Origin of the sequence: Arthrobacter sp. PAMC25564 (genome assembly GCF_004798705.1) — a bacterium.
Classification (GTDB): Bacteria; Actinomycetota; Actinomycetes; order Actinomycetales; family Micrococcaceae; genus Arthrobacter.
The window spans coordinates 1,104,191-1,120,792 of sequence record NZ_CP039290.1 but is presented as its reverse complement, the minus strand read 5'-3'; the positions used below and the strand labels follow the sequence as shown (position 1 = coordinate 1,120,792).

General features: G+C 67.9%; 16 protein-coding genes. 9 read left to right on the top strand and 7 right to left on the bottom strand.

Annotated features, from left to right (window positions below; all coding sequences use genetic code 11):
• The first annotated feature begins 210 nt into the window (after positions 1-210).
• Positions 211-1,128 carry a serine hydrolase gene (locus E5206_RS05050; RefSeq protein ID WP_136321539.1) on the top strand — a complete coding sequence of 306 codons (918 nt, stop codon included), beginning with the start codon at positions 211-213 and terminating at the stop codon, positions 1,126-1,128.
• A 110-nt stretch (positions 1,129-1,238) separates the two neighbouring features.
• Entirely contained in the window at positions 1,239-2,075 is an 837-nt protein-coding gene (locus E5206_RS05045) for an alpha/beta hydrolase (RefSeq protein ID WP_136321538.1), read from the top strand.
• A 16-nt stretch (positions 2,076-2,091) separates the two neighbouring features.
• On the opposite strand, the gene E5206_RS05040 is transcribed toward E5206_RS05045, so the two are convergent.
• Positions 2,092-2,952: a serine hydrolase gene (locus E5206_RS05040; RefSeq protein WP_276605955.1), complete on the bottom strand. Its 861-nt coding sequence runs from the start codon at positions 2,950-2,952 to the stop codon at positions 2,092-2,094.
• A gap of 212 nt (positions 2,953-3,164) precedes the next feature.
• Here E5206_RS05040 and E5206_RS05035 point away from each other — a divergent pair, with 212 nt between their 5' ends.
• Positions 3,165-3,956, top strand: coding sequence for a TIM barrel protein (locus E5206_RS05035; RefSeq protein ID WP_136321536.1), 792 nt, complete (start codon positions 3,165-3,167; stop codon positions 3,954-3,956).
• Positions 3,957-4,070: 114 nt separating this feature from the next.
• Positions 4,071-4,550: a thioredoxin-dependent thiol peroxidase gene (gene bcp, locus E5206_RS05030; protein WP_136321535.1), complete on the top strand. Its 480-nt coding sequence runs from the start codon at positions 4,071-4,073 to the stop codon at positions 4,548-4,550.
• A gap of 18 nt (positions 4,551-4,568) precedes the next feature.
• Here bcp and E5206_RS05025 read toward each other — a convergent pair whose 3' ends face one another.
• Complete coding sequence (locus tag E5206_RS05025; RefSeq protein WP_136321534.1) at positions 4,569-5,417, bottom strand: methyltransferase domain-containing protein; 849 nt, start codon at positions 5,415-5,417, stop codon at positions 4,569-4,571.
• 138 nt (positions 5,418-5,555) lie between these two features.
• Here E5206_RS05025 and E5206_RS05020 point away from each other — a divergent pair, with 138 nt between their 5' ends.
• From E5206_RS05020 to purM, 3 genes are all read left to right on the top strand, one after another.
• Complete coding sequence (locus E5206_RS05020; protein ID WP_240689950.1) at positions 5,556-5,933, top strand: hypothetical protein; 378 nt, start codon at positions 5,556-5,558, stop codon at positions 5,931-5,933.
• Between the two features lie 66 nt (positions 5,934-5,999).
• Positions 6,000-7,682, top strand: a complete 1,683-nt coding sequence (gene purF, locus E5206_RS05015; protein ID WP_136321533.1) for an amidophosphoribosyltransferase — start codon at positions 6,000-6,002, stop codon at positions 7,680-7,682.
• Positions 7,679-8,851, top strand: coding sequence for a phosphoribosylformylglycinamidine cyclo-ligase (gene purM, locus E5206_RS05010; protein WP_136321532.1), 1,173 nt, complete (start codon positions 7,679-7,681; stop codon positions 8,849-8,851). The genes purF and purM overlap by 4 nt, the downstream gene beginning before the upstream one ends.
• 88 nt (positions 8,852-8,939) lie before the next feature.
• Here the strand turns inward: purM and E5206_RS05005 are convergent, their stop codons facing one another.
• On the bottom strand, positions 8,940-9,716 hold the full coding sequence (locus E5206_RS05005) for a VOC family protein (RefSeq protein WP_136321531.1): 777 nt from the start codon (positions 9,714-9,716) through the stop codon (positions 8,940-8,942).
• A gap of 148 nt (positions 9,717-9,864) precedes the next feature.
• Complete coding sequence (locus E5206_RS05000; protein ID WP_136323968.1) at positions 9,865-10,098, bottom strand: DUF3073 domain-containing protein; 234 nt, start codon at positions 10,096-10,098, stop codon at positions 9,865-9,867.
• Positions 10,099-10,386: 288 nt separating this feature from the next.
• Between E5206_RS05000 and E5206_RS04995 the strand changes: the two genes are divergently transcribed.
• Positions 10,387-11,025, top strand: a complete 639-nt coding sequence (locus tag E5206_RS04995; RefSeq protein WP_136321530.1) for a septum formation family protein — start codon at positions 10,387-10,389, stop codon at positions 11,023-11,025.
• A 70-nt stretch (positions 11,026-11,095) separates the two neighbouring features.
• Here E5206_RS04995 and clpB read toward each other — a convergent pair whose 3' ends face one another.
• On the bottom strand, positions 11,096-13,765 hold the full coding sequence (gene clpB / locus E5206_RS04990; protein ID WP_136321529.1) for an ATP-dependent chaperone ClpB: 2,670 nt from the start codon (positions 13,763-13,765) through the stop codon (positions 11,096-11,098).
• A 413-nt stretch (positions 13,766-14,178) separates the two neighbouring features.
• Between clpB and E5206_RS04985 the strand changes: the two genes are divergently transcribed.
• On the top strand, positions 14,179-14,670 hold the full coding sequence (locus tag E5206_RS04985) for a carboxymuconolactone decarboxylase family protein (RefSeq protein WP_136321528.1): 492 nt from the start codon (positions 14,179-14,181) through the stop codon (positions 14,668-14,670).
• A gap of 10 nt (positions 14,671-14,680) precedes the next feature.
• Here E5206_RS04985 and E5206_RS04980 read toward each other — a convergent pair whose 3' ends face one another.
• On the bottom strand, positions 14,681-15,730 hold the full coding sequence (locus E5206_RS04980; protein ID WP_136321527.1) for an ABC transporter ATP-binding protein: 1,050 nt from the start codon (positions 15,728-15,730) through the stop codon (positions 14,681-14,683).
• Positions 15,727-16,512: an ABC transporter permease gene (locus tag E5206_RS04975; protein ID WP_240690129.1), complete on the bottom strand. Its 786-nt coding sequence runs from the start codon at positions 16,510-16,512 to the stop codon at positions 15,727-15,729. The genes E5206_RS04980 and E5206_RS04975 overlap by 4 nt, the downstream gene beginning before the upstream one ends.
• Positions 16,513-16,602 lie beyond the last annotated feature (90 nt).

Sequence of the window (16,602 nt, the reverse complement as noted above, 5' to 3'; positions counted from 1 at the left end):
TCATGCACAGTGATTCGAAGGCCAGTTTACGTCCGGATGCTGAGGGAATACCGGAGATTCCCACGCGGCGGAACGGCGCCCCCGTCGTCCGTTGCTGGGAGTTTGCCCCCAGCTTGCGGCCCTCCCCGCGCGGCCCGTGGACATGCTCCCGGCTGGGGCATACGTTTTTGGGGTAACCCCACCCCCGCTTGTATTGGAAGGTCCTGGCACATGAACACTTCAGGACCGGCTGATCCACGGCCCCAGCCCCCGGCCGCGGCGGGCGGAAGCAAGCGAAGGGCGCTGGCGTTGGTGTGGCTGGTCACGCTGCTCGTCATTCTGGCCACCGTCATCTTCGCCGCCGTCCGCACCGGGCCGGTGCCGAAGTCCGGCTTCCTCGTTGTATCCGCGCAGGAACGGGGCCCCGGTGGACCCGCAACGAACACCGCACCGGACGCGGCCGTCGCTCTCGGCGCCGAGATCCAAGGCATCCTGAGCGCGAACGGCGGGCACCGGATCGGCGTCGCCCTCGTGGACACCCGGAGCGGGAAGCTGCAGAGCTACGGCGATGTGTCCCCCTATCTGGCCGCCAGCACAGCGAAGATCATCACGGCCGCCGCCTACTACCATCTGGTGGAAACCGGCGAAAAGTCGCTGGACACTCCGCTGGGCGACTTCGACGCGGCGTTCCAGCTCAAGGCCATGGTCAACACCAGCAGCGACGACTCCTGGCTGCTGCTGATGCAGGACATCGGCTACCCCAAGCTGATCGAGTACGCCAGGAGCATCGGCATTGAATACGACCCGGAGAAGAACCTGCTCACGCCGCCGGAGATGGCACTGCTGCTGACGGCCCTCTCCACCGGGAAGCTGCTCAACGCCGAACACACGGAAGAACTGCTGGGCTACATGCAGGAGACCAACGACGAGGACCTCATTCCCGCCGCCGTGGCCCCTGGCATCACCGTGCACCACAAGTACGGCGTCGTGCAGGGGTATGTGCACGACGCCGCGATCCTGGGTTCCGGCGACCGCTCCTATGCGGTGGCGATCTACACCTGGGGCCCCGACGACGCCGACAGCGCGGACCGCCTCGGCATCATCCACGAGCTCACACGCGACATAACCGGGGCACTGTTCCGGGGGTAATGAAAGCCGGGAAAGCCCTGTCCGCGGGGCGCGTTCCTGCCTACAGTGGGAAGGTCGATCGCGACCGCTGCACCGTACTGACGTCACCCCGTACCGAGAGGACCGCTGGCATGGCTTACATCAAGGTTGGAACCGAGAACAGCACCGACATCGAGCTTTACTACGAGGACCATGGATCAGGCCAGGCCGTGGTCCTGATCCACGGCTACCCCCTGGACGGATCCTCCTGGGAGAAACAGACCGCAGCCCTCCTCGCCGCCGGCTACCGCGTCATCACCTACGACCGGCGCGGCTTCGGCCAGTCCAGCAAGCCCACGGAGGGCTACGACTACGACACCTTCGCCGCGGACCTCGACACCCTGATGACCTCACTGGACCTGAACGACGCGGTACTGGTGGGCTTCTCCATGGGCACCGGCGAAGTGGGCCGGTACCTCGGCAGCTACGGCTCGGCCCGGGTGGCGAAGGCGGTGTTCCTCGCCTCGCTCCAGCCCTATGTGCTGCAGGCAGAGGACAACCCCGAGGGCGTCCCGCAGCCGGTGTTCGATGGCCTGATGGAGGCCGTGACGGCCGACCGCTACGCCTTCTTCACCGGGTTCTTCAAGAACTTCTACAACAGCGACACGTTCCTGGGCACGCCGCGGCTCAGCGAGGAAGTCCTGCGGGCCGGCTGGAACCTCGCCACCGCGGGCGGCCCGACGGCCTCGGCGGCCGCGCAGCCCACGTGGCTGACCGACTTCCGCGGGGACATCCCCAAGATCGACGTCCCGGCGCTGATTGTCCACGGCACCGCGGACAACATCCTGCCGATCGACGTCTCGGGCCGGAGGTTCGCCAAGGCCCTTCCCCGCGCCGACTACCTGGAGATCGACGGCGCCCCGCACGGGATGATCTGGACCCATGCCGCCGAGGTCAACGAGGCGCTGCTGCGGTTCCTCGCGAAGTAGGGCCACCGCGCTTTTCCTAGAAGACGGCGTCGGTCACGGCCCGCGTCAGCTGGTGGATGACGTCGGTCCGCTGCGGGATGTCGTCCTCGCCGTCACCCTTGGTGTAGATGACGAGGGCGTAGGCGCTGCCGTCCCTGCTGAGGATTCCGGCGTCGTGCAACTCCCCGTCCAGCAGCCCGTATTTGTGGAAGACCGTCACGTCGGCCGGTGCCGCCGCGGGGATGAGGGTTTCATAGTTGGTGTCCTGCATATAGGACAGCAGCTGCGCGGTGTCGTCAGGGTCGAGCAGCTTTCCGGAGTACAGTGCGGCCATGATCCGGGCCATCTCGGCCGGGGTCAGCGTGTTGGATTCGGGGTCGTAGCTGACCCCGATCGATGCCGCGTAGTCGCTGAGCTCCTGGTGGCCGACGGCGTCCATGATCAGGGACCAGGAGTCGTTGTCGCTGTCCTGGATCATCTCCTTGAGCTGGAATCCGGCGGTCCAGTCCCCCATGGGCTCGTTGAGGGTCGCGCCGCCGGTTTCGACGAGGTGGTAGTAGGCCGCGGCGGCCAGGACCTTTGCGGTGCTGGCCGCCACGAACGCCTGCTGGACGCCGTATTCATGCACCGCGCCATCCGAGAGGTCGATCAGGGCCACGCCGATCTGGTACTCGCCGTTGGCATCGATGATGGCATTCATTTCGGCATCCAGGGCCGGGCCGACGGTTCCCGCGCCGGCTTTGGCTGGCACGGTCAGCCCGGCTGCCGTCTTTGACGGGGACGGCGACGCGCCGGCCGTCGCCGCCGCACCCGGGGCCGCCCTCGCGCTCGAGGCCACCGGATGTCCCGCCGCCGAGCGGGCCTCGCCGGAGGTGTAGACGGTGGCGGCCAATGCCACGGCCAGGACCGCCGCACACGCCGCCAACAGGAAGCGGCGGGGCGCCCGGCGGGAGCGCCGATCCCTGATGGGTCGGTGCCCGTGACGTGGCTGCGGCGTGCGTTCTTCCATAATGGTTACAAGCTAGCGGCGCAAGCTATGCCTTAGCTATGAAAAAGCTGTCAGCCCCCTCAACCGCCGACGATGCGGCGCATCCCGCAAGGACCATAACCATGAGCTACACCGTGAACTGTTCCATCCTGCTGACGGAACTGCCCCTCCTGGAGCGGGCCGCCGCGGCGAAGGCTGCCGGCTTTGACGCCGTTGAATTCTGGTGGCCGTTCGGGGCCTCCGTTCCCACCGATGCCGAAGCCACCGCCTTCGAACGGGCCATCACGGACGCCGGCGTCCAGCTCACCGGCCTGAACTTCAACGCCGGCAACATGCCCGCCGGGGACCGCGGCCTGGTGTCCTGGCCGGACCGCTCCGCCGAATTCCTGGACAACGTCGACGCCGTCGCGGGCATCGGCGAGCGCCTCGGCTGCAAGGCCTTCAACGCCCTCTACGGCAACCGTATCGAGGGCGAGCCGCCTCAGAAGCAGGACGAGCTGGCGGTGGCCAATCTGGCCGCCGCGGCAGCCGCCGTCGGGCGCTTCGGCGGAACGGTCCTCCTGGAGCCGGTCAGCGGCGCCCCTGGCTACCCGCTGCTTAAAGCCGACGACGCCCTCAAGGTGATCACCCGGGTCGGGGAAGAAACCGGGGCGGCCAACATCAGGCTCCTCGCGGATTTCTACCATCTGTCAGTCAACGGGGAGGACGTCGCCGCCCTGATCGAGAACCACGCCGGGGACTTCGGCCACATCCAGATCGCCGATGCCCCCGGCCGCGGGGCTCCCGGCACCGGGAACCTTCCGCTCGGAACCTGGCTCGCCCGCGCCCGCGACCTCGGCTACACGGGCTACATCTCCCTCGAGTACCAGGCGCCGGCGGAATCAGCGTTCACGTGGCTCACCCCTTCGTTTTAGCCCGACTGTGCCAGGAAAAATTCGGACCGCAGTGGAATACGGCATCTGACGCGGATGTTGTGCATCACAGTCCACGAAACAGTCCACGAAGTCCCCACGCCCCAAAGGATCCCCATGAGCGCCAACGTCACCGTCAAGCTCCAGCCCGGCACCCCGGCCCCGGACTTCACCCTGCCCGATGCGGAGGGCAGGCCGGTTTCCCTCGCCGATTACCGCGGCAAAAACGTCATCGTGTACTTCTACCCGAAGGCCGCGACGCCAGGCTGCACCACCGAGGCCTGCGATTTCCGCGACAACCTCGCCTCCCTGCAGGGTTCCGGCTACGAGGTCCTGGGCATCTCCCCGGACGGGCCGGATGCCCTCACCCACTTCACCGGCGACTTCGCCCTGACCTTCCCCCTGCTCTCCGACGAGGACCACGGCGTGGCCCTCGCCTACGGCGCGTGGGGCGAGAAGCTGGTCAACGGCGAGATCACCGAAGGCCTTGTCCGGTCCACCGTAGTGCTGGACACCGAGGGCAAGGTGAAGACGGCGCAGTACCAGGTCAAGGCCCAGGGCCATGTGGCCGCGTTGAGGCAGGAACTGGGCATCTGAACCAGGGCCGCGGACCTGCTATGCCTTGGTCCCGGCCACGATGTTGGCCGTGGACCGGAGCCGGATGGCGCCGTTGTGCTCGTAGCGGCGCAGCAGTTGGAAGACCTCGGTGCGGATAAGGTCCCGGGCCTCCTTGTCGGCCTTGGCCAGGCCCATGACCACCGGCGCCGCGATATCGGTCATGAACTCCCAATAGGCCTCGGGAGACTCGGGCATCATGTCCGTGCTGACCTTCCGCTCGGACACTTCGACCAGTCCGCCCTGAGTGAAGACGCTGCTCATGAAGCCCTGGGCGGCGCAGCGGAAGAGGCCGGGCGCACCGGCGGGCGGTGCGGTCAGTTCGGCGTGCCGGGCGATTGTGCCCAGAATCAGGCTTGCCCACGGGTTTTCCGCAGCCCTGCCCCAGACGGCGGCACTTATCCGCGCTCCCGGCCGGGCAGCGCGTCCCATCTCGGCCAGGGCAGCGGACATGTCGGGGAAGAACATGAAGCCGAAGCGGCAGATGACCGCGTCGAAGGTGCCGTCGTCGAACGGCAGGTCCGCGCCGTCGCTGACCATGGTGCGCACGTTTCGCAGCCCCTTGGCGTGGGCCCTCCCCTCCGCCACGAGGAGCATGGCCGCAGAAATATCGCTCAGGACCACACTGCCCTGCGGAACCAGGGCCGCCGCCGTGAGGCCGGGCTCACCCGTGCCGGCGGCGACGTCGAGCACCGCGGAGTCCGGGCGCAGGCGGGCCTCCTCGATCAGGGCATCCCCGAACGGTGCATGCCAGCCGAGTACTTCGGCGTCCCATTTCTTCCATCCGGCCGAGAACTGGTCCCAGATGGTTCGTTGCTGGTCCCGGATGTGGTCCGCTGCGGCTGACACGGTGTTCCTTAGCTCGTCAGTACCTGGCCCTCCCCCATCCTTAGTGTGCTCCCGGAGGACGGACCCGGCAATGAGGGCTTCCCCAGGCCCCTGGCAACTGTGCGTCACCGCCACAGCCGGGGCAGTAGGCTTAACGCCATGTCTTCCCAAGAATCCCCCGGCGCTGCAGGCAACCTTTCCCCGCGGGACGGCGTGCCAGCCGGCGCGCCCAAGCAGGCTCCGACGGAACCGGAGCGCCGCGGCGTCACGGTACGCCGGGCACCGAAATACGTGCCGTTCCTTGCCCTGGGCGCGCTGCTGGGCATTGCCGCGGCCGCTGTCGTCGCATTCGGGCTTCCGGGGGATGAGAGTTACGAGCCCGGGGCGGTGTTCGGCTTCTTCCTGGTCCTCTTCGGCATCGTCGGCGCCGTCCTCGGCGCCATTGCAGCGCTCGTGCTGGACCGTTTGAGCGTCCGCCGCGCCGAGCACGCCGTCGTCGAGTCCGTCCCCGAATCCGACGGCGAAGATCTCCCCTAGGCCAGGCGCCAGGTCATAAACCGGCCGCCGGAAAAGTCATAGCGTATCCCGTGAGATAATCAACCAGTGGCACGCGGCGATGGAAAACTTTCTCATGATCTTCTCCCTGGCGAAAAAGGCCCTCAGGACGCTTGTGGCGTCTTCGGGGTCTGGGCACCAGGTGAAGAAGTAGCAAAACTAACCTATTACGGGCTGTATGCATTGCAGCACCGTGGTCAGGAGTCGGCTGGCATAGCAACCAGTGACGGCAAGCGGATCAACGTCTACAAGGACATGGGGCTCGTATCCCAGGTCTTCGACGAGACGACGCTGAACACCCTGACCGGGCACCTGGCCGTCGGCCACTGCCGCTACTCCACTACCGGAGCCAGCCACTGGGCCAACGCCCAGCCCACCCTCGGCGCAACCGCCACGGGCACCGTGGCCCTGGCCCACAACGGCAACCTGACCAACACGGCCGAACTCAAGGCCATGATCATGGAACGCAATGGCGGCCACCTCACGGGCGAGATGAAGCAGGGCAACACCTCCGACACCGCCCTGGTCACCGCACTCCTCGAGGGCGAAGAGGGCAAGTCCCTCGAACAGACCGCCATGGAACTGCTGCCCAAGGTCAAGGGCGGCTTCTGCTTCGTCTTCATGGACGAGGGCACCCTCTACGCGGCCCGCGACACCTATGGCATCCGCCCGCTCTGCCTGGGCCGGCTGGAACGCGGCTGGGTTGTCGCCTCCGAACAGTCCGCCCTGGCCACCGTCGGTGCCAGCTTCATCCGCGAGATCGAACCCGGCGAATTCATCGCCATCGACGAGGACGGCGTCCGCTCCCAGCGCTTCGCCGAGCCCACGCCGGCAGGCTGCGTTTTCGAGTACGTGTACCTGGCCCGCCCGGACGCCGCCATCGCCGGCCGCTCGGTCTACGAATCCCGCGTGGAAATGGGCCGCCAGCTGGCCCGCGAAAACACCCAGGAAGCGGACATCGTCATTCCGGTCCCGGAATCCGGCACCCCCGCAGCCGTGGGCTACGCCGAGGAATCCGGCATCCCCTTCGCGCACGGCTTCGTCAAGAACGCCTATGTGGGCCGCACCTTCATCCAGCCCTCGCAGACCCTGCGGCAGCTCGGCATCCGGCTTAAACTCAACGCACTGGAATCCGTGATCCGCGGCAAGCGCGTTGTGGTGGTGGATGACTCGATCGTCCGCGGCAACACCCAGCGCGCGATTGTCCGGATGCTCCGCGAAGCCGGCGCCGCCTCCGTGCACGTCAAGATCTCCTCGCCGCCGGTCAAGTGGCCCTGCTTCTACGGCATCGACTTCGCCTCCCGCGCGGAACTGATTGCCAACGGCGCCACCATCGAGGAAATCTCCCAGGCCATCGGCGCCGATTCGCTGGCCTACATTTCCGAAGACGGCATGATCGAAGCCACCCGGCAGCCCCGCGAACGCCTCTGCACCGCCTGCTTCACCGGAAAGTACCCGATCGAGCTTCCGGGCGCCGACAAGCTGGGCAAGAACCTGCTGGAACGCACCGACCTCGGCGGCCTGCCCGCTTCCGCCGGCACGGTTGCGCCCCCGCCCCAGGCGGCCGGCGCCGAGCCCGGCACCTCACCGGAGGAGGACCCGGCAGAGAAGCCCGGTGCCACCGGCTGCGATCCCGGACCGGACGCCGAATTCGAAGAACTGCTCACCGACGCTGATCGCGTGATCTCCGCCGATCCTTCAATCGTTGCCGACAAGAAAGAGCCCGTATGACTTCCGCCTCCCCGGCCGCTGACATGAACGCCGCCCAGAACGCCGCCGGCATCACCTACGCCTCCGCCGGCGTCGACGTCGAAGCGGGAGACCGCGCCGTCGAACTGATGAAGGACGCCGTCAAGGCGACCCACAACTCGTCCGTGATCGGCGGGGTGGGCGGCTTCGCCGGCCTCTACGACGTCTCCCGGCTGCTCACCTACAAGCGCCCGCTGCTGGCCACCTCCACCGACGGAGTCGGCACCAAGGTGGCCATCGCCCAGGCCATGGACATCCACGACACCATCGGATTCGACCTGGTGGGTATGGTCGTCGATGACATCGTGGTGGTCGGCGCCGAGCCGCTGTACATGACCGACTACATCGCCTGCGGCAAGGTGGTCCCGGAACGCATCGCGGACATTGTCCGCGGCATCGCGGCCGCCTGCTCCGTCGCCGGCACCGCCCTGGTCGGCGGCGAAACCGCTGAGCACCCGGGCCTGCTGGGCGAGAACGAGTACGACGTCGCCGGTGCCGCCACCGGTGTTGTCGAGGCCTCCGAGCTGCTCGGCCCGGACCGCGTCCGCGCCGGCGACGTTGTGATCGGCATGGCCTCCTCCGGCCTGCACTCCAACGGCTACTCCCTGGTCCGCCGCGTGATCAACCACGCCGGCTGGGCCCTGGACCGCCAGGTCTCCGAACTGGGCCGCACCCTGGGCGAAGAGCTGCTCGAACCCACCCGCGTCTACGCCGCCGACTGCCTGGATCTGGCCCGCACCTTCCCGGTCAGCGGCTCCGCGGCCGGCCAGGCCGTGCACGGCTTCAGCCACGTCACCGGCGGCGGCCTCGCGGCGAACCTGGCCCGGGTCCTCCCGCAGGGCCTGCTGGCCACCGTGGACCGCGCCACCTGGGAACTGCCCGCCATCTTCAAGCTGGTCGCCGAGCTGGGCAACGTCCCGCTGGCCGACCTGGAGCGCACCCTGAACCTGGGCGTGGGCATGGTGGCGATCGTCTCGGCCGAGGCCGCCGACGCCGCTGTGAACCGCCTCAACGACCGCGGCCTGCCGTCCTGGATCATGGGCACTGTCGAGCAGAATTCCGACTCGGTCCTCAAGACCGGCCCGGATTACGTGCAGGGCGCCAAGGGTGTCGACGGCGGCGCCGTCCGCCTGGTCAACGCCTACGCCTGACCCTTTTTCCCATCGAGTGCTCCGTAACTGCCGTTTTGAGACCTGAAAACGGCAGTTAAGGAGCACTCGATGTGTTTAAGTCGCGGCCCTAGACCTCCACGAGGCTGAACACGCCGCCCTGCGGATCCTGCAGGGTGGCCAGGGCGCCGGCGTCCCCGGCGTCCTCCGGCGCCACCAGGACGACAGCGCCCGCGGCCACCGCAGCCTCCACCGCGTCCGCCACGTTCGGGACACCAAAGTAGACCTGCCACCCGGCCTGCCGGGTTCCGCCGTCATCAGCCGGAAGCGGGGCGATCCCGGCCACCTCCGTGCCGTTGACCGTGAGCGTGGTGTACGTGCCGCCGTCGTCCTGGGGGTATTCGGTCACCTCGTGCCCGAACAGCTGCTGGAAGCACCCGACGGCGGCCTGCGGCTCCGGGGTGAGCAGCTCGGCCCAGGCAAGGGCCCCGGGCTCCTGGATCCGCGCCGCGCCGAAGTGGCTTCCTGCCTGCCAGGCACCCGTGCTGCCGCCGCCGGGCGGGGCAAAGAAAACCATCACACCGGCACCTCCCACGGACTCCGGACCGGACTCCAGGGTCCCGGTGGAGTGCGCCAGTTCGGCGGCGAGTTCCCGGGCGTCATCGGTGGCAAAGTACACGTTCCAGCGGCCCGCAGCGGCTTCTTGCTGCGGCGGCTGCGGGGCTATGACGGTGACAAGCCCGTCACCCAGGAAGGCCTGGGCGTAGCTGCGGCCGTCGGGGGTGGGCAGGTCCTCGTAGCGCCAGCCGAAGACAGCGGCATAAAAAGCCTTGGCCGCGTCCACATCCCCGGTCTGGAGGTCCGTCCAGCAGACCTCTCCTTCGGTGAACCCAGTGCGCATGGTCATCGCAATCCCTCCGGAAGAAAGTTGGTGCGGGGAATCCGCGGGCAGCAGAAAACCCGCCGTCCACGCCCGTACTGGGAGTGGCCGGCGGGCCTGAAATCATGTGGTCGGCAATCCGCTAACGGAGGAGCATGCCGGAAAGAAGTGTCGACTAACCTATCCGACGGGAATCTACCTCGTCGTCGTCCTCTTCCACATCGTCCGCGTACTTATCCACGTAGGCCGAATAATCCGGCTCAACCGGCTCACTCGAGAAACGGTTCGGTGCACGAACCTCAGAGCTCTTGAGCTCACGCTGAAGCGCAGAATAGTCAGTGTTCGGGGAATAGTACTTAATGTCCCGAGCCTGCTTGGTAGCTTTTGCCTTTTGACGGCCGCGCCCCATGGCGTGACCCCCTTTTGTACTCGGACCGGAGGTGGTCACCATTGGCGTTAGTGAGGCCCCGGAATGTTTGGTCAATTTGTCGTACACCTAGATTACATGCTTTCAGCGGTAACTGCTCCCCGGGACGGCCTCTGTGGGCAGTGTCGCACGCGCCGCTGCCCCGGATGGCGCCCCCGCGGCGTGCAGCACACCCGGCATCTTGGATAGAGTTCCGTAGTGGACTCCCGGAAACGGGTCCCTCCGTCGGGCGCTCAGCCGCGGAATAATGCACGGAAGTGGTGAGTCTCAGTGACCGAAGAGAACGAGAGGCCCGGCAGCACCGGGCCGGCTGGGGTTTCTTCCGCGGATGGGCGCAGGGTGCTTTCCGAACGGGCCGCAGTACTGGGCGGCTGGCTCAAGCGGCTGGGCCCTCCGAAGATCGGTGTCGGCGTCGCCGCACTTGTGGTCCTGGGACTTGTAATCTGGTTGATAGCCTCCTCGCTCGGCGGCGGCACGGCTCCTTCCGCAGGGGACAGCTCCCCCGCTCCCGGAGCAGCGGCGTCGTCCGCCCCTGCCAGCCGCGGACCGCTGCCGCTGGAAGGTGTCAGCCCCCTGGACTTCCAGCTGGGCGACTGCTTCAAGGACTTCGACCCGAATGCGACGCAAGCCACCGTGGTCGCCTGCGAAACCGGCCACTCGGCCCAGCTGATCGCCACCGAGACGTACCCGGCCCCGGACAGTTACCCGGGCCGTGACCCGCTCAAGAAGAAAGCCCTGGACGCCTGCCAGGGCGCCCCGCTCACGGACAAGTCAGCCCAGTACGTCCTGAGCTACAAGCTTGCCTACCCGAGTTCCACCAGTTGGGACAAGGGTGACCGGCGGGTGGACTGCTTCGCCACGGCGGACACCGGCAACGTCATCATGGAGTCCCTGCTGTCCAAGCCGTAACACCCCGGCTTTGAACGCACTGGCAGCCGGGCCCTGACCCGGCTGCCATTGCGTTCCCGCCGGTCCTGGCTTAGGCCTTCCGCTGGACGGAGAGGCCGCCGCCGGTGGAGGCACCGCCGTCGGGCCGGTCCGAGGCCCGCGCGCCGCCCACGGTGAGTTCCTCGAGGTCCGGGGCGGTATCCACCAGTACGGTGTCGCCATCCGTGATCTCACCGGCGAGGATGGCCTTGGCCAGCCGGTCGCCGATTTCGCGCTGCACCAGCCGGCGCAGCGGCCGGGCACCATATGCCGGATCGAAGCCCGTCACCGCCAGCCAGGCACGGGCGCCGTCGGTGACTTCGAGGTTGAGCCGGCGGCCCTTCAGCCGTTCGCCGAGCTCCTTGACCTGCAGTTCCACGATCCGGGACAGTTCCTCAACGCTCAGCGGGTCAAAGAGCACCACCTCGTCCAGCCGGTTCAGGAACTCGGGCTTGAAGGACGCGTGCACGGTGGCCATGACGGCCTCGCGCTTGGCCGTGGCGTCCAGGGTCGGGTCGACGAGGAACTGGCTGCCCAGGTTCGAGGTCAGCACCAGGATCACGTTGCGGAAGTCCACGGTGCGGCCCTGGCCGTCGGTGAGGCGGCCGTCGTCGAGCACCTGAAGCAGGATGTCGAAGACTTCCGGGTGGGCCTTTTCGACTTCATCCAGCAGCAACACAGAATACGGACGACGCCGGACGGCCTCGGTCAGCTGGCCGCCTTCCTCGTACCCCACATAGCCCGGAGGCGCCCCGACGAGGCGGGCTACGGAGTGCTTCTCCGAGTACTCGGACATGTCAATCCGCACCATGGCGCGTTCGTCGTCGAACAGGAAGTCTGCCAGCGCCTTCGCCAGCTCGGTCTTGCCGACGCCGGTGGGGCCGAGGAACAGGAAGGAACCGGTGGGCCGGTTGGGGTCGCTGATCCCGGCCCGGGCGCGGCGGACAGCGTCCGAGACCGCGGTGACAGCCTTGGCCTGGCCGATCAGCCGCTCCCCGAGCACGTGCTCCATCTCGAGCAGCTTCTGGCTTTCGCCCTGCAGCATGCGGCCGGCCGGGATGCCGGTCCAGGCCGAAATCACTTCGGCGATGTCGTCCGCGGTGACCTCGTCGGCCACCATGAGGTCCTGTTTGGCGCCGCCGCCGGCCACCCGGGCGGTTTCCTCCTCGGCCGCCGCGTTCAGCTCCCGCTCCAGGGCCGGGAGTTCGCCGTAGAGGATGCGTGAGGCGGCTTCCAGGTCACCTTCGCGCTGGTATTTCTCCGCGGCGGAGCGCAGCTCGTCGATCCGGGCCTTGAGGTCGCCGACATGGTTCAGGCCGGCCTTCTCGGATTCCCAGCGCGCATTGAGCGCGGCGAGCTCTTCCTTCTTGTCCGCCATGTCCGCGCGCAGGGCGGCGAGCCGTTCCACGGACGCGGGGTCGGTCTCGCCGGCGAGGGCCAGTTCCTCCATGGTCAGGCGGTCGACGGCACGGCGCAGCTGGTCGATCTCCTCCGGGGCGGAATCGATTTCCATCCGCAGCCGGGAGGCGGCCTCGTCGACGAGGTCGATTGCCTTGTCGGGCAGCTGGCGGCCGGAAATGTAGCGGTTGGAGAGCGTGGCGGCAGCCACCAGGGCAGAGTCGGCGATGGCCACCTTGTGGTGTGCCTCGTAACGCTCCTTGAGGCCGCGCAGGATGCCGATGGTGTCATCCACGCTGGGCTCGCCGACAAACACCTGCTGGAAGCGGCGTTCCAGGGCCGGATCCTTTTCGATGTTTTCGCGGTACTCGTCCAGGGTCGTGGCGCCGATCAGGCGGAGCTCGCCGCGGGCCAGCATGGGCTTGAGCATGTTCCCGGCGTCCATGGAGCTGTCCCCGGACGCGCCGGCGCCGACCACCGTGTGGATCTCGTCAATGAAGGTGACGATCTGCCCTTCCGAGCCCTTGATTTCCTCCAGCACGGCCTTGAGCCGCTCCTCGAATTCACCGCGGTACTTCGCACCGGCCACCATGGACGCGAGGTCAAGGGCGATCAGGGTCTTGCCGCGCAGGCTTTCGGGCACGTCACCGGCCACGATCCGCTGGGCGAGGCCTTCGACGACGGCGGTCTTGCCGACGCCGGGCTCGCCGATGATCACGGGGTTGTTCTTGGTCCGGCGGCTCAGGACCTGGATGATGCGGCGGATTTCGGCGTCGCGGCCGATGACGGGATCAAGCTTGCCGGAGCGGGCGATGGCGGTCAGGTCGGTGCCGTACTTCTCCAGGGCCTCGAAGGTGTTCTCGGGGTCGGCGTTGTCCACCTTGCGGCCGCCGCGGACGCCGGGCAGGGCTGCCAGCAGCGCTTCGTGGGAGGCGCCGGCGTCGCGCATCAGCTTTCCAACAGCGTCACTGCCGGCGGAAAGACCCAGGAGCAGGTGTTCGGTGGACACGAAGCTGTCTCCGAGCCTTTCAGCTTCAGTCTGCGCATTCTTGATGGCCTGCATGGCGCTGCGGGACAGCTGGGCCTGCTGCACCGTTGTGCCGGACGTGGACGGGAGCGCCTTGATGGCGGTGCTCGCCTGGACGCTGACCGCATCAGGGTCGGTTCCGGTAGCACGGAGCAGCGCGACGGCGACGCCCTCGCGCTGGTCCATGAGGGCCTTGAGCAGGTGCGCGGGTTCGAGCTGGGGATTCCCTGCCGTCGAGGCGTTCATGGCTGCTGCCGAAAGAGCCTCCTGGCTCTTGGTGGTGAATTTGGCGTCCAAAGAGAGCTCCTTCCGGAATAAGCTGTTGTTGAAGTTGAGTCTATTCCGCTCAACTTTGCACGTAGTACCGCTGGGTCCATGTTTGCCGACAGCGAAACGGCTGTCTAGGGCCGGAGTGCTCCGGCTGCATCTGGTGCGCCCCAGGGGACATGCCCTCCGCACGCCCACGGCGCTGGACATGGTCCCTGGATGCCCGGGCCTCGGCTCCAGGAATGGGCATGTCCCCCGCGCGCCAACGCCGGAACGCTGGACATGCCCCGTTGCGGACGGATGGGGCGGGGCAGGGATTCGGTGGCCGGCTCCCCCAAGGAACCGGCCACCGGATCCGGGGCTTCCACATTTGGAGTCTGTCACATCTTTGACAATATTGTCACACAGCATGTGCAAAGTAACCGGTGGGTATTCTGGGAAGCATGGACGAGACAGCGGCAGCGCAGCACCCCATCACCCGGAGCGTTTTCCTTGACAAGGAAGACCCCGCAGTATGGAAGGCACTGAACGGGCTGAAGCTCAAGGCCCGGGAGGCCGCCGCGGAGGCCGGGCTCGACAGGACGCTGACGGAACTGCTGAATATCCGCATTTCCCAGATCAACGGCTGCGCCTACTGCCTGGACGTGCACGTCAGTGACGCGCTGGAGAATGGAGAATCCGTCCAACGGCTCGCGGTGCTGCCCGCCTGGCGCGAAACCAGGCTGTTCACGGCGAAGGAACGTGCGGCTCTCGCCTTGGCCGAGGCCGTCACCAACGTCAGCGATTTCGCTGCCCGCGAGCGGGACACCGGCTACGCCCGGCACCACCTCACAGTGGGCGAATTCTCTGCCATCAGCTGGCTGGCGATCACCATGAATTCCTTCAACCGTCTCTCCATCATCAGCGAACACCCCGTCCGGCGCCGGCAGGGATAGCCGCCGACCGCTACGCCGGGTAGATGGACACCGCGGCCGCCTTGACCACGAAATAGACAGCCATGCCGGGGGCCAGGCCAAGGTCTGCGGACGCTGCAGGCGTGACGTCCGCGGACAGCTCCCCGGCCCGGATCCGGATCTGGTCCCCGTGCGGCTCCAGGTCCGAGATGGTCACCCAAAACGCGTTCCGGGGGCTGCCGTGTGCCTCGGTCAGGAACACGGACACGGCCGACGGCGGGAACGCAGCCACGCCCGCTTCCCCGGGGGCGAGCGGGGCGTCATGCTGCCCCGCGAACTCGAGGCCCTCCGCAGTCCGGATCCCGGCGGCGGTCACGGACCCCGTGACCAGGTTCAGCCCGGCCAGTCCGGCGGCGAAGCTGCTGCGCGGCCTCCGGAGCACCTCACGGGTGGGGCCTTCCTCGGTGATCCGGCCGTCCTCCATCACGATCACACGGTCCGCGAGCATGTAGGCGTCCAGCACGTCGTGCGTGACGATGATGGCCCGCCGGCCGGCCAGGATCCGCTTGAGCAGCCTGCGCAGCAGCGGGGCAGCGTGGATGTCCAGGGCTGCCATGGGCTCGTCGAGCAGCAGGACATCCGGGTTCACCGCGAGGGCCCTCGCCACCGCGACGCGCTGCGCCTGGCCGCCGGAGAGTTCCCCGGGCCGCCGGGCGGCAAGGTCTTCAGCGTGGACCTCGGCCAGCCAGCGCCGGGCAGCCTCCCTGGCCGCCCGCTTGGGCACGCCCGCGCTCCGCGGCCCGAAGGCTACGTTTTCGAGCGCGCTCAGGTGCGGGAACAGCAGCGGTTCCTGGGCCAGCAGGGCGGTGCCGCGGCGATGCGGCGCGGTCCACGCCGTCGTGGGCGGGCCGAACCCGAACAGGATCCGGCCGTCCATCTCTGCCCGGCCCGTGTCCGGCCGGAGCAGGCCCGCGACCACCGCGAGCAGGGTCGATTTTCCGGCACCATTGGGCCCCAGCACGGCAAGGGTCTCGCCGTCTTCCAGGTGCAGGGCGACGTCGAAGCCCCTGGCGGCGATGGCGGCCTCGAAACGAAGGCTCATGCCGCATGCTCCGCCCGGGCGGCGCTCCGGGTCCTGGAAGGCGCCGGACGCCGGTAGGCGAGCCCGACGACGATCACCGCCACAGCGACCAGCAGCAGGGACAGCGCGACGGCGGCGTCGGCGTCGGTCTCGCGCTGCAGGTAGATTTCCAGCGGCAGGGTGCGGGTGACCCCCTGCAGGCTGCCCGCGAAGGTGAGGGTAGCCCCGAATTCGCCGAGGCTCCGGGCGAACGACAGCACGGCCCCGGAGGCGAGCCCGGGCAGCACCAGCGGCACCGTGACCCGGCGAAACACCGTGGTGGGGCGGGCGCCGAGAGTCGCGGCGACTGCCTCATACCGGCCACCGGCCGAACGGAGGGCCCCTTCGAGGCTCACCACCAGGAACGGCAGCGCGACGAAGGCCTGGGCGAGCACCACCGCCGTCGTCGAAAACGCGATCTGGATCCCCGCGACGTCCAAAGTCCGGCCCAGAAGGCCCTGCCGGCCGAAGGTATACAGCAGCGCGATGCCGCCCACCACGGGCGGCAGGACCAGCGGCAGCAGCACGAAGGAGCGCAGCAACGATTGCCCGCGGAAGTGACCGCGGGCCAGCACCATTGCCAGCGGCACCCCGAGCAGCACACACAGTACTGTGCTCGCCGCGGCCGTACGGAGGCTGAGCCCGAGGGCCGTGAAGGACGCGTCGGAGGTGACCAACGGAATGAACTGGGGCCAGTTGACCTTGGCCACCATGGCCGCCAGCGGCAGCAGGACGAACAACGCGCCGATGGCCGCCATCGCCATGATCCAGGCCGGAATGCCGCTGTACTCGTGGCCCGGGGCGCCGCCGGGTCTCTTCCTGGCGCCGTTTCCCCGGCGGCCTGACGGGCTCAT

Bases quoted from the DNA above. Each gene is read 5' to 3' on its own strand.
- E5206_RS04985 (WP_136321528.1), top strand. From the start codon at position 14,179: ATGGACGAGACAGCGGCAGCGCAGCACCCCATCACCCGGAGCGTTTTC.
- E5206_RS04975 (WP_240690129.1), bottom strand. From the start codon at position 16,512: ATGGCGATGGCGGCCATCGGCGCGTTGTTCGTCCTGCTGCCGCTGGCG.
- E5206_RS05045 (WP_136321538.1), top strand. From the start codon at position 1,239: ATGGCTTACATCAAGGTTGGAACCGAGAACAGCACCGACATCGAGCTT.
- E5206_RS05050 (WP_136321539.1), top strand. From the start codon at position 211: ATGAACACTTCAGGACCGGCTGATCCACGGCCCCAGCCCCCGGCCGCG.
- bcp (WP_136321535.1), top strand. From the start codon at position 4,071: ATGAGCGCCAACGTCACCGTCAAGCTCCAGCCCGGCACCCCGGCCCCG.
- E5206_RS05005 (WP_136321531.1), bottom strand. From the start codon at position 9,716: ATGACCATGCGCACTGGGTTCACCGAAGGAGAGGTCTGCTGGACGGAC.
- E5206_RS04980 (WP_136321527.1), bottom strand. From the start codon at position 15,730: ATGAGCCTTCGTTTCGAGGCCGCCATCGCCGCCAGGGGCTTCGACGTC.
- E5206_RS05020 (WP_240689950.1), top strand. From the start codon at position 5,556: ATGTCTTCCCAAGAATCCCCCGGCGCTGCAGGCAACCTTTCCCCGCGG.
- E5206_RS05000 (WP_136323968.1), bottom strand. From the start codon at position 10,098: ATGGGGCGCGGCCGTCAAAAGGCAAAAGCTACCAAGCAGGCTCGGGAC.
- purM (WP_136321532.1), top strand. From the start codon at position 7,679: ATGACTTCCGCCTCCCCGGCCGCTGACATGAACGCCGCCCAGAACGCC.
- E5206_RS05035 (WP_136321536.1), top strand. From the start codon at position 3,165: ATGAGCTACACCGTGAACTGTTCCATCCTGCTGACGGAACTGCCCCTC.